Raw genomic sequence first — 12,259 nt, 5'->3', positions numbered from 1 at the left:
AATACCCCAGCATTGCACCCAAGATAATGGGCAGCAAAACCAGCCATAGCTCATGTCATTCCACGGGTGGCACGAAACTCCGGGATGTGTTGCAGATGATCAATCAAGCTCATGGCAGTTGAAGCCGAGTCACGACACCGCTGAGTCTAGCTTTTCTACGCTGACAATGAAACAGCCCTGCCTCACCACGTCGGAAAATTAATCTACTTTGATGCAACCGGACAGCTTCGCACCGATCATCGCTACTGAGAAAAGTTTCTTGAAGAAGTTCAGGGCGGGATCGAAGACTTTCTCAGACCCGAACTCGATTGCATCACCGACCACGACATGGAGCAATACGCTCAGATATTAGCAATGAATGTAGAAGCTAAACAACGCTTTAGGGCTGTCGCTGCCGCACGATAAACGCTGCGATCGCCAGATCAACCGGAGTCGTCACTTTCAAATTCGTTTCCTCGCCTTCGACAATTTGTACCGCCAGTCCGCACTGCTCAAATAGGGCTGCATCGTCTGTCACTTCCCAGCCGTTCTGCTTTCCTTTCTCGTGGCACTCTATCAACAATGGCACAGAAAATCCTTGCGGCGTTTGGGCTGCCCAAAGCTGTGAGCGATCTGGCGTATGCGCGATCGCGCCTGTAGAATCGACAACCTTGATTGTGTCCTTTACAGGAATCGCGGCAATCAGACCGTCACAGGTCAGAAGCGCCTCAGAACAGCGATCAAATAAGTCAGGCGTTGCTAAACATCGTGCCCCATCGTGGATTAAAACGTGTTCTGCGTGACTGGGTAAGCCTTGTAAACCGTTATAGACTGATTCCTGCCGCGTGGTTCCCCCTTGAATAAACTGAACGGGTTTCGACAGATGGAGCAAAGTTGCGATCGCTCTAAATTCGTCCCGATCCTCTGGTTGCCCAATAATGCCGATCCAATCCACCCTTTGGGAAGCTTCTGCGGCTAAAAGAGTCCAGGCAATCAACGGTTTTCCAAGCAAATCGAGCAGGAGTTTATTACGATGGCTGCCCATCCGACGCCCTGATCCGGCTGCGGGAATCAATAAGTACACGGTTTTTCCTCACCTGCTCTAGACAATAGCTCCAAACACTAGCCGCTGATCGCGACTCAATCCAACATAAACGGAATCATTCACCTTTTGGTGAGTTGGCGCGGTAATTCTTCTCCTACAATAAGGAGCGGGTAAGCGTAAAGAAGCGTAAATAAAATAGTTATGAGAATTCTTGCTCTTGTACCGGGTGGAATTGGCGATCAGATCCTTTTTTTTCCCACGTTGGATGATTTGAAGCGGCACTATCCAGACGCTCAAATCGATGTTGTGGTAGAACCGAGAGCGAAGGGAGCTTACCGCGTCTCAAAAACAGTAAACGAGACGATTCTATTTGACTTTAAGGGCAGCAACAGCTTGGCTGACTGGGGAAACTTACTGGGAGTGATTCGCGATCGCGAATACGATATTGCTCTTTCTCTCGGTCAACGATGGGGCATTGGGTTTCTGCTGTGGCTTGCCGGAATTAAAACTCGCATCGGCTATGCAGGCAACTCCGCTTCGGAGGCTCTGCTCACCCGCACAGTTCGTCTGCACCAAGAGCAGTATGCGGCGGATATGTATCATGACTTACTCAAGGGCTTAGATATCGTCACCCCGACGCCCGAACTCGCGGTCAGCGTTCCGACTAAAGATCTAGAGTGGGCGGATGCAGAACGCAAGCGCTTAGGCATTCAAGGTGGCGGCTATGTGCTAATACACGGGGGTGCCAGTGAGCTATCTCGCCTCAAAGGAATTGATAAAATCTATCCTGTCACCAGTTGGCAAAAGATAGTACAAGATTTTCAGCAACGTCAGCCTGACTTAACGATCGTCATTGTCAAAGGACCCGAAGACGAAGAATTTGTGGTGGAGTTAGTAAAAGCCTATCCCACGGTGAAAGTAACGGCTCCAGATAATATTGGGCAACTGGTAGCAATGATTGCTGGAGCCAGTTTGATGCTATGTACCGATAGCGGCCCAATGCATTTAGCGATCGCGGCTCAAACGTTCACGCTGGCGTTGTTTGGAGCAACTGATCCTGATAAACTGCTGCCTAAGAGTGAGCGGGTTTCAAGTATCAAATCTCCAACGGGCGCAATAGCAGATATCACGCCGACTATGGTTCTCGATCGGGTGTGGGGCAGCTAGTTTTTAATTAGCGACAGTCATTATGGATGAAGTGCCAGAGCAATCCAAACATCAACCGCTTTGGAGCCAAATCAGCACCAATGCATTAGTTCGCTTCCTGCTGTTCTTTGCGTCAGGTTGGGCATTTGTTGCGCTGTTTCAATATTTTGAGTACGTAATCTTTGTGTTTACGTTTTCAGCAGTTCTGGCACTGCTGCTTAATTATCCGATGCGCTATTTAGAGCGATTTGTTGGACGAAGCCTTGCACTTGGTCTTGTCATCACATTGAGCCTGATCACAATTATTGTTTTAGTCATTGCGATCGGGCTGACGCTGACCAACCAAGTTCAACAATTAGCCACCTTGCTACTAGAGTCTCTCAACGCCGCAAATAACCCACTCGATCAGTTGCGGAGTGAGTTGGCAGCACGAAATATTCCTCTCAATCTAGATGCGATCGAGGCTCAGATTCGCGATGCATTTGTGTTTGGACTAAATTGGGCCGTCGGTTCTCTGCCCATTCTTTTACAGAACTATGTCACCTTTATCATTGTTCTAGTCGTTGCCTTTTTCATGCTGATTGACGGCCCAAAGCTTTGGCAACTCGTACTAAAGTTAGTTCCCGCCCAAAATCGAAGTCGGTTTTCGCGCGCGGTGCAAAGAAATTTTGTCGGTTTTCTTCGAGGTCAACTGCTGATCTCGTTTCTGCTGAGCGTTGCTACATTTCTCGCCTTTGCGCTGTTTCAAGTCCCATTTTCATTTTTGCTCGCTGTCACAGTTGGCGTTTTTGACTTAATTCCTGGCATTGGCGCGACCTTAGGAGTGAGCTTTGTTTGCTTGATTATCCTGGTTCAGAGCGGTTGGCTCACGGCGCTCAAGGTATTAGCCGTTTGCGTGGTTCTGCAACAACTGCAAGACAATTTTGTTTCACCGCGTGTGATGCAAAGTACGGTTCATCTAAATCCGGTGGTGGTGTTTTTTGCGCTTCTGGTTGGGACGCGAGTATCAGGGCTACTGGGCATCTTCTTGGGTATCCCGATCGCAGGAGTAATTGTCAGTCTGTTAGAGATTGAGGAAGCACAAGGGGATTAGCGAGAATTAAGTTTATCAAGAATTAAATGTTCAAAGTAGCGATGCAAGCTTTGAAGGATCGACTTAACGTTGAACTCAGTTTTTTTAGCAATAGGTTATTGAGTGCGTATGAGGTAGACAAGCCTCAATGAGATGCGAATTGACAAATTTAACTTTCAAATGCTTAATGAAGCGATATTCACGTTAATTAGTAGTTCCGATTAGACCGCTTTTGAAATTGAGCAGAGATCCCTCGTTGGCAGCAAGTTATGTAGCAACGCTAGCAGGCATGGTGGATGAGATAGATTCTCATCCACCATGCCTCTTAAGAAATCCATTGCTAATCTAACTTCTCGGGGGTAACACAAAGTAACCCTACTCACAGCTACCAGATTCAACCTATGTACCAAGGTCTCTATCTCTCTTCTCCGCCACCTACACCAATTCCACTGTTATACACTTCTGCATTTTGAATGTTGACACCCTCTAAATTTGCACCAAACGTCTGAGCGTTATACATTTGAACGCTAGAAAGATTGACGTTCATCATATTTGAGTCATTCAAAATTGCATTCGTCACGAATGCACTCGTCAGATTCGCATTTTTTAGGTTTGCGCCCGTCAAATCAGCGCCCTCAAGGTTGGTCTCAATTAGCTTCGCACCTTGCAGGTTGGCATTTCGTAGATCAGCCCCTATTAAATGCGCACCGCTCAAATCTGCACCTTCTAGGTTACAACTTACACATTCCCCAGTTTGGAGGAGCCGCTGAACATGTTGGGGATTTGAGGCTTGAGCAGGTAACGCGATTGAGATCGCAGCGAAGGCGGCGACAGGTACTAAGTTTTTCATTATTACTATACTCCTCTCAATAAATCTTGGAACAATACCGAAGCTATATAGGTCTACAAACTGCGTTTAATTGATTCCAGATTACTAAAGAAAATTTGGTCTTGTGTCCTCCGATGGGTAGGATTTATACAATCATTAGACTGCTCTTACACTTGCTTGAGAAACTTCATCACATTTCAAGAACTTCCCTTTTCATCCCAAAAAGGTGATTGTTGAGCTATTCAGGCTTTCATTAATTTGATAAAATTTAACATAAAGCGATCTAATGCATTTTGTGCAGGTTAATAAGAGTATGACTGGATTTATTCGAGGGCTGTTTAGCAAGAAACCGCAACCCGCTGGTGAAGAGAAGATTGAAGCCAAGTCAATACAGCGTCTTTCAAAGCAAGAAAAGGTATCACTGGCATACTTTCTAGACGAAAGCGAATCTAGTTCTATGGGCGATGCTGCTTATATGAAGGCAGTCAAGAAAGTGAGACGTACCTTTCCGAAAACGGCAGGTCAACCTGAAGATCTAGAGCTAGTCCAGGAGATTTCTGCCCTAAGCAGAGTTGTAGGCGGAAAGCTTTCAGAAGCATTGACCTCTATGGCTGAATCTGACTCCGAGCGCTCCTCTGGAACGTCGCAAAGCGGGTCAAATTCAACGGCAAATCCTACAGCCACACCGCGTCGTCGACCGGACAGCAGTATGGACACGTTCCGTAAGATGGCGCGAGATATCAAAAAGTAATCGACTCTCGTAACGTCTTGCTAGAAGATGAGAAAAGCGCGACTGCTTTACCAAGCTCTGAAGGGGTTCGCGAACCCCTCTAGATCCCGTTTCGCTGTCTCCCTTTCCCATCTTCATCCATGAATACTCGTCCCAAAATTATTGTTTTAGATGACGATCCCACCGGATCTCAAACGGTGCATAGCTGTCTGCTGTTAATGCAATGGGATGTTGAGACCTTACGGATAGGACTTGCAGACGACGCGCCTATTTTTTTCGTCCTAACCAACACGCGATCGCTCTCTCCAGAAAAAGCGGCCAGTGTGACGCAAGAGGTTTGCCAAAATCTGAAGCAGGCGATCGCCGCTGAAAACATTCAAGATTTTCTCGTGGTCAGTCGCTCCGATTCGACGCTTAGGGGTCACTACCCGATTGAGACTGACGTCATCGCTCAAGAACTGGGTGGCTTTGATGCTCATTTCTTAGTTCCTGCCTTTTTTGAAGGCGGACGCACGACCCGCGACAGTGTGCATTATCTAAAGGTTGACGGGGTAGATACGCCCGTTCACGAAACTGAGTTTGCGCGGGATTCAGTGTTTGGCTACAGCTACAGTTATTTGCCCGATTACGTCCAAGAAAAAACGAAGGGAAGAATTCCAGCGGATCAAGTTGATCGGTTTTTGTTAGCGGAGATTCGATCGGGAGTACAAGAGCGCCTAACCCACCTCCACGACAATCAGTGTTGCGTCGTGGATGCAGAAACCCAGGCTGACCTCGATCGTTTTGCGGCTGATATTTTGGCAACGGCATCTCAAAGAAAGCGGTTTCTATTTCGCAGCGCGGCAAGCTTGCTGACTTCGTTGGCAAATTTGGGTCAGCAACCGATCGCGCCTGAAGCGATGGCGCAATATGTTCGCGGCGGCAAACCGGGAGCTGTGATCGTCGGTTCTCACGTCAAGAAGACGACCGAACAACTTGCAAAATTATTAGAAGCGCCCGGAACTGTTGGCATCGAAATTGATGTTTCTCGACTGCTTGACAAATCTGCTTCTTCCCGCGCTGCACTCTTGGCCGAAATTACGCAAACGGCTGATCAAATTCACACTTCAGGCAAAACGCCTGTCATTTTCACAAGCCGCCAAGAACTTACTTTCGACGACGCCCAAACCCGCTTGGAGTTTGGAGAAGCTGTTTCTACTTTATTAATGGATATTCTGCGCCAGCTTCCGTCAGACATCGGATTTTTGATCAGCAAAGGAGGCATTACCTCCAACGACACGCTGAGCCAAGGCTTAGCTCTCCGAACCGCAGGTCTTTTAGGACAAGTCCTCGCTGGAGTGTCAATGGTCAAAACGCCTTCTGAGCATCCCCAATTCCCCAACCTGCCGGTTGTCTTATTCCCTGGTAATGTTGGTGACGCAACGGCTTTAGCTACGGTCTACCAGCGTCTCAAGAGTTCCACCTAATTTCCCATCATCCCCACCCTGCTTCTATGGAACGCATTGGCTTTATCGGACTCGGCATCATGGGCAAACCCATGACCCAAAATCTACTCAGAGCGGGCTACTCAGTTGTGATTTTTAATCGTAGTCAGGGCGCGATCACAGCCTTAGCCTCTGGCGGCGCAATTCCGGCAACTTCTCCCAAACACGTTGCCGAACAAGTTGATGTGGTGATCACCTGTCTCCCCGATTCGCCCGACGTAGAAGCGGTTGTGTTGGGCAGCGATGGTGTCATAGAAGGGGTGAGACCCGGCATGATGCTGATCGACATGTCTACGATCGCGCCTGCTACATCTCGAAAACTCTACAACGCATTGAGCGAAAAAGGAGTTCAAGCTCTGGATGCTCCGGTTTCAGGAGGAGACATTGGAGCGCAGCAAGGAACGCTCTCGATTATGGTCGGGGGTGATGAGTCGGCATTTGAGCGGGCTTTGCCCCTCTTACAAGCGATGGGCAAAAATATCGTTCATATTGGAGCCGCTGGAGCCGGACAAGTCACTAAAGCGTGTAACCAAATTGTGGTTGCTCTTACCGTTCAAGCCGTGGCAGAAGCGCTAACCTTGGCGAAAAAGTCTGGCGTAGATGGGGCGAAAGTGCGAGAGGCACTGCTCGGCGGATTTGCTCAAAGCCGAGTGCTAGAAGTTCACGGCGATCGCATGTTAGAAGGTCGGTTTGAACCTGGATTCAAGCTCGATCTGCACCGTAAAGATATGAACATCGTCTTGCAGACCGGGCGCGAGGTTGGCCTTCCACTGTTAGGAAGTAGCCAAGTCACGAGTTTGATGGACTCGTTGATTGCCCAAGGAATGGGTGGATTCGATAACGCTGCCTTGGTGAGCTTGTATGAGATGCTAGGCGGTCTTGAGTCCGATAAGCGATAGGATCTTCTAGAGTGCAGAATTTTTGAACCGCGCTGTTTAGGCCGTGTCGTGACTCTGTTTGAATCGCTGAACTCCCAATCGCTAAATTATGTCTGAATTGCCGACTGCTTTTGAATTGCCGACTACGTTAGATGACGCGATCGCTCAAGCTCAAGCTGCCATTCAAGCCGCCATTCAAGCAGGCTACACCCGAATGCAGGTCGAACTCATCTTTCCAGAACTCAAATCCATGCCTGTTGCCGAAAAATTTCTAGAGGCGTTTGGGGACCGGGGAGCAGGGCTGAAAGTTTTTTTTACCGATGCAGGAACGGCAGCACTTGCCAAACGAAATTGGGGCGATACGCCCTTTCAAATCGGTAGTTTAGATGTCGCGGGTACGCGGCAAACGACCCTAGCCGAAGAGCAGGTCAGTCCTGACAATACGCTCCTCATTTTTGTCTCACCCACCTCAGTTGAAGTCAGTCCGGTTGAACAAATTTCGGAGATCGCGGGCGATCGCCCCATCATTTTGCTCAATCCTCGATTAGAAGATGTAGCGATCGTTGGTATTGGCTACGCCGGGCGGCAGATTCGAGAGCGCTTTTTAGACACGATTGAGCCATGTTATTACCTGCGTCCCCTAGACGATAATTCTGCGCTAATGCGGTGCTATCCGTCACCCTGGCAAGTTTGGTACGCAGCCGATGATGGCGTCTATCAACTCATTGCTGAAGAATCAGAAAAACCCGATTCTGAGAGGCTCGATGAGATTTTTGCTTCAGTTCTAGGGGATCAGCAGCCCAAGCCAGGACTATTGGCTGGCTTACAGCAGTTTTTACGGGCTTTAGGTAGATAAAGTTTTCACGGGGATCTAGTGAATTTCCCCATGTCGTTTACGTATTCTCGGGGTACAAAGGGCATAATTATCGCAATCACTACACCTCCGTACTACTTCAGTTTGAGAGCCAGTACGAGAAGTGGGTGTAGCATAAAAGCCTCTGTTGCAATGTTTGGAGAACCGCGATCGCATGAGCAATTCTGTCCCCCGTCGTATTGTAATTGGTGATGTACATGGGCACTATGAGGGGCTAATGACATTGCTCAACGCGATCGCACCTGACACAGATGACCAAGTTTATTTCTTGGGTGATTTAATCGATCGCGGCCCTCAAAGCGCTCAAGTAGTTGAATTCGTGAAGAATAGCCCATACCAATCCTTGATGGGCAATCACGAGTATCTCTTGCTCGAAGCGTTTCCTGATGGACAGGTCTTTCCCCCTGCATTGCAGGCATGGTTACAGAGCGGTGGGCGCTCCACGATCGCCAGCTATGGTGATACAGGCATTTTGCTTGACCACATCGATTGGATGCGCACGTTGCCAACTCATCTCGATCTAGGAGACATTTGGCTTGTGCATGCAGGAGTGCATCCAGATAGACCTCTGTCTCGTCAAAGCCATCAAGAATTTTGCTGGATTCGAGACGAATTTCACAGCATTGCTCAGCCCTATTTTCACAACAAACTAATTATTACTGGGCATACGATCACGTTCACCTTTCCAGGCGTAACACCGGGCGCGATCGTGAGGGGGCAGGGTTGGCTTGGCATTGATACAGGTGCATACCACCCTAAAAGCGGTTGGTTGACTGGTTTGGACATAACTAATGGCAAGGTTTATCAAGCAAATGTCTATACCAGCGCTGTTAGAACGCTCTTCTTAGAGGAAGCAATTACTGAAATTGATACTAAGCGCTTGGGTCGTCGTCATGCGCTGTCTCTGCGGAAGTGACTTTGGTGAACAGTCTTCGCTGCCACAGTCTTTGCTGCCTAAGTTTCACCACTTAGGTAGCGAGGCAGAATAAATTGCTCCCCCGTGCTGCATATTCAGAACTCCGATTTCTCGAAGATCTGAATATGCAGTTTCTTGTGTTCATGCACATATCCGGATTAGGCTGCATTACAAAAATTCCAAGATTAGCGACCTGCTATCCTTTGTTAGGGACGCATTCACAAATCTATCGAGTTGCGTCCCTAACAAATCATGGTATTGCGCTTTCAACCAGGATTGCCAGATGTTAAATCTGAAATGGCTACGGCCTAAGCAGCATCTTGATGCAGCCGATGCCCAGAATTAAAGTCATTTCTTCAGTTCAAACAACAACCTTCAACAAAATAGTATGGCTGCAAAGATTCCCGTTACGGTAATTACAGGTTTTCTTGGAAGCGGAAAAACAACGTTAATTCGTCACTTGCTGCAAAACAATGGTGGAAGACGGATTGCAGTCCTGGTGAATGAATTTGGCGAGTTGGGCATTGATGGAGAATTGCTCAAATCTTGTGAAGTGTGTCCAGAGGATGCGACTGAATCTAACATTCCTGAATCTAACATTGTTGAACTGACGAATGGGTGTCTCTGCTGCACGGTGCAAGAAGAATTTTTGCCAACGATGCTGGAGTTGCTGAAGCGGCGCGATCGCTTAGATTGCATTCTGGTTGAAACCTCTGGTCTCGCCTTACCCAAACCATTGATTAAAGCGTTTCGGTGGCATGAGATCCGCAATGCCGCCACGGTGGATGGTGTGATTACCGTTGTCGATTGCGAAGCAGTTTCATCAGGAACCTTAGCGAACGATCTAGACGCGATCGCGGCGCAACGTCAAGCTGACCCCAATCTTGATCACGAGACGCCGCTCTCGGAACTGTTTGAAGACCAGCTTGCGTGTGCCGATTTAGTGATTTTGAACAAGACGGATTTGGTTGATCCCCAAGTCCAAACTCAGGTGCGAGAACTCGTTGAGCAAGAACTTCCTAGAGCCGTCAAAATTGTCTCGAATGGGCGCGAAGGAGAAAGTCAGCTTGATCCCAGCTTGCTGCTGGGCTTCAATGCAGCGGTAGAAGATGATTTGGAAAGCCGTCCGAGTCATCATGATGCTGAAGAGGAGCATGATCACGATGACGAAATTCAATCGACTCATATCGTTGTCGATCGCGCTTTCAACCCAGATAAACTAAAAGCGCAGCTTGAAAAACTGGTGCAAGAACAGGAGATTTACCGAATTAAAGGGTTTGTAGTGGTTCCGAATAAATCGATGCGACTCGTGATTCAGGGCGTTGGGGCGCGATTTGAGCAATTCTACGATCGTCCTTGGCGAGCGGATGAACCTCGACAAACACGATTGGTTTTCATCGGACGAGATCTGAATACTACCGAGTTATCGTCTCGTCTGGTCGAACTTGCAGAACTCTAATTTAAATTGTTTCTCCGCACTCATCCACGAGATAGCAGAGAGAGCGGAACCGCAGCCCGACAAACTGTTCATAGAGAGGGTTGATCTTGCACATCGGCGGAATATGCGCGATCGCGCGTCCAAACATGGTGATGTCGCGCTCGAACGGGCATTGGGCGGGAATCAGCTTACAGAGAGTGTGAGCAACCTTGCGATCGCGAATCTCAATCGAATCAAGCCACTGACGAATGGGTTTTAAGGGGTCGAAACCAGGTTTTTGTTGTAGGGAATAGGCTTGCATAGAAGTAGCTCCAAAAATTAGTTCAGATTCAGCCGAATGGCTTTCCTTTTCGCGTAGTGAAGACGGCATTTTAAGGTGATTCCAAAGTGGGTTTGGTCTGATCTGTAGAATGCTTTTCTCACTACAAGATACCCATTTAAACTGGCAATTCCGTAAATATTGAAAGGAGAAATCAATTGATTTTGTTTAAGCTTTGATGAAGCTGAAGGTTTAATTAGGACAGTCTGAAAGTGTCATAGCCAAACCAATAATCTCCCTTTCTCAATTCTTACTTCTTCATACGTATAGAAGTTTCAGCTTATGCAGATTTCCAGAGTGACCTTGAAGCGAGAAGCTAAGAGAAATATGTGAATTGCGGCTTTTTGTGGTCTCTAATTACATTAATAAAGATCCCCAGTAAAAATACACAGTATCCACAAGGGGAGTTTTTTCTTTACTGTTTGCTAAAGCTACTTCTCCAGATATTAACCGTTGGGCAGAGCAAACAATTTCTTACACAATTTCTAAGTTTCTTGTAGCTAAAACTACAGAATTTTCTATCTAAAATTCAAGTTTTGACTATCAGGAATTAGTTTACTTCAATTAAGACGGTCCCACTTGACCATAAGTTTCTATCTGTAGAGAATCAGCAGTAGGAATGAGACTTCGCGAATCGCTAGTACGGTACATTTGCAAATGGCTGTTTTTCGGAATCAGGTATGACATCAACGCTTCATCAGCAAATTCAGCAGTTCTACGATGCTTCGTCAGGTTTGTGGGAGCAGATTTGGGGCGAACATATGCACCACGGCTACTACGGAGCAAATGGGCAACTGAAGAAAGAACGGCGACAGGCACAGATTGACCTGATTGAAGAACTTTTGACGTGGGCAACTGTGACTCACGCCTCAGACATTTTAGACGTAGGCTGCGGAATTGGCGGAAGCTCTCTCTATTTAGCCGAAAAGTTTGGCGCAACGGCAACCGGGATCACACTCAGCCCTGTGCAAGCCAATCGCGCCCGCGATCGCGCTCAAGCGGCAGGAATCACGGCTCATTTTCAAGTAGCAGATGCGTTGAACATGCCCTTTGCAGAGAACTCGTTTGATTTGGTTTGGTCGCTTGAGAGCGGAGAGCACATGCCAGATAAAGCAAAGTTCTTGCAGGAGTGCTACCGAGTTTTAAAGCCAGGTGGAACATTCATCATGGCAACGTGGTGTCATCGAGCAACATCCCAAACGCCGCTCACACCTGATGAAAAGAGCCACCTAGAAGACATTTATCGAGTTTACTGTCTGCCTCACGTCATTTCGTTGCCTGAGTATGAACAGATCGCGCGGGAAATTGGATTTCAATCTCTGCGTACCGAAGATTGGTCAACGGCGGTAGCACCCTTCTGGGATATAGTGATTGACTCAGCGTTTAATTGGGATGCGATCGTAGGTTTGATTCGCTCTGGGTGGACCACAATACAAGCCGCGTTATCACTAGGACTGATGCAGCGAGGCTACCAGCGTGGATTGATTAAGTTTGGCTTACTTTGCGGACAGAAGTAATGCGATTCTAGGTAGGGTTATTGAGAGTTTTA

The 12,259-nt window shown here is 47.7% G+C and carries 12 protein-coding genes; 9 read left to right on the top strand and 3 right to left on the bottom strand.

Going from position 1 to position 12,259, the window contains the following annotated elements; all coding sequences use genetic code 11:
- Window positions 1-379: 379 nt before the first annotated feature.
- Entirely contained in the window at window positions 380-1,063 is a 684-nt protein-coding gene (ispD, locus tag AC5JLB_RS21035; RefSeq protein ID WP_495875774.1) for a 2-C-methyl-D-erythritol 4-phosphate cytidylyltransferase, read from the bottom strand.
- A 162-nt stretch (window positions 1,064-1,225) separates the two neighbouring features.
- On the opposite strand from ispD, the gene AC5JLB_RS21030 reads away from it, so the two are divergent.
- Both AC5JLB_RS21030 and AC5JLB_RS21025 read left to right on the top strand, forming a co-directional pair.
- Window positions 1,226-2,191 carry a glycosyltransferase family 9 protein gene (locus AC5JLB_RS21030; RefSeq protein ID WP_495875773.1) on the top strand — a complete coding sequence of 322 codons (966 nt, stop codon included), beginning with the start codon at window positions 1,226-1,228 and terminating at the stop codon, window positions 2,189-2,191.
- Window positions 2,192-2,213: 22 nt separating this feature from the next.
- Window positions 2,214-3,263 carry an AI-2E family transporter gene (locus AC5JLB_RS21025; protein ID WP_495875772.1) on the top strand — a complete coding sequence of 350 codons (1,050 nt, stop codon included), beginning with the start codon at window positions 2,214-2,216 and terminating at the stop codon, window positions 3,261-3,263.
- A 394-nt stretch (window positions 3,264-3,657) separates the two neighbouring features.
- Here AC5JLB_RS21025 and AC5JLB_RS21020 read toward each other — a convergent pair whose 3' ends face one another.
- Window positions 3,658-4,092, bottom strand: coding sequence for a pentapeptide repeat-containing protein (locus AC5JLB_RS21020; RefSeq protein ID WP_495875771.1), 435 nt, complete (start codon window positions 4,090-4,092; stop codon window positions 3,658-3,660).
- A gap of 292 nt (window positions 4,093-4,384) precedes the next feature.
- Here AC5JLB_RS21020 and AC5JLB_RS21015 point away from each other — a divergent pair, with 292 nt between their 5' ends.
- From AC5JLB_RS21015 to cobW, 6 genes are all read left to right on the top strand, one after another.
- The gene (locus AC5JLB_RS21015; RefSeq protein ID WP_495875770.1) at window positions 4,385-4,822 is read left to right on the top strand and encodes a hypothetical protein; all 438 of its coding nucleotides are present in this window, start codon (window positions 4,385-4,387) and stop codon (window positions 4,820-4,822) included.
- A 119-nt stretch (window positions 4,823-4,941) separates the two neighbouring features.
- Complete coding sequence (locus AC5JLB_RS21010) at window positions 4,942-6,267, top strand: four-carbon acid sugar kinase family protein (protein ID WP_495875769.1); 1,326 nt, start codon at window positions 4,942-4,944, stop codon at window positions 6,265-6,267.
- 26 nt (window positions 6,268-6,293) lie between these two features.
- Window positions 6,294-7,184: a 2-hydroxy-3-oxopropionate reductase gene (locus tag AC5JLB_RS21005; RefSeq protein ID WP_495875768.1), complete on the top strand. Its 891-nt coding sequence runs from the start codon at window positions 6,294-6,296 to the stop codon at window positions 7,182-7,184.
- An 88-nt stretch (window positions 7,185-7,272) separates the two neighbouring features.
- Entirely contained in the window at window positions 7,273-8,019 is a 747-nt protein-coding gene (locus AC5JLB_RS21000; protein WP_495875767.1) for a DUF1995 family protein, read from the top strand.
- Window positions 8,020-8,191: 172 nt separating this feature from the next.
- Window positions 8,192-8,953: a metallophosphoesterase family protein gene (locus AC5JLB_RS20995; protein WP_495875766.1), complete on the top strand. Its 762-nt coding sequence runs from the start codon at window positions 8,192-8,194 to the stop codon at window positions 8,951-8,953.
- 388 nt (window positions 8,954-9,341) lie between these two features.
- Entirely contained in the window at window positions 9,342-10,412 is a 1,071-nt protein-coding gene (cobW, locus tag AC5JLB_RS20990; protein WP_495875765.1) for a cobalamin biosynthesis protein CobW, read from the top strand.
- A 1-nt stretch (window position 10,413) separates the two neighbouring features.
- Here the strand turns inward: cobW and AC5JLB_RS20985 are convergent, their stop codons facing one another.
- Complete coding sequence (locus tag AC5JLB_RS20985) at window positions 10,414-10,692, bottom strand: Mo-dependent nitrogenase C-terminal domain-containing protein (RefSeq protein WP_495693771.1); 279 nt, start codon at window positions 10,690-10,692, stop codon at window positions 10,414-10,416.
- A 698-nt stretch (window positions 10,693-11,390) separates the two neighbouring features.
- On the opposite strand from AC5JLB_RS20985, the gene AC5JLB_RS20980 reads away from it, so the two are divergent.
- The gene (locus AC5JLB_RS20980; RefSeq protein WP_495875764.1) at window positions 11,391-12,227 is read left to right on the top strand and encodes a methyltransferase domain-containing protein; all 837 of its coding nucleotides are present in this window, start codon (window positions 11,391-11,393) and stop codon (window positions 12,225-12,227) included.
- Window positions 12,228-12,259 lie beyond the last annotated feature (32 nt).

The organism is Myxacorys chilensis (genome assembly GCF_059505265.1).
Note: the sequence above shows the minus strand (reverse complement) of the source record. Positions and strands in the feature narration are given on the sequence as shown.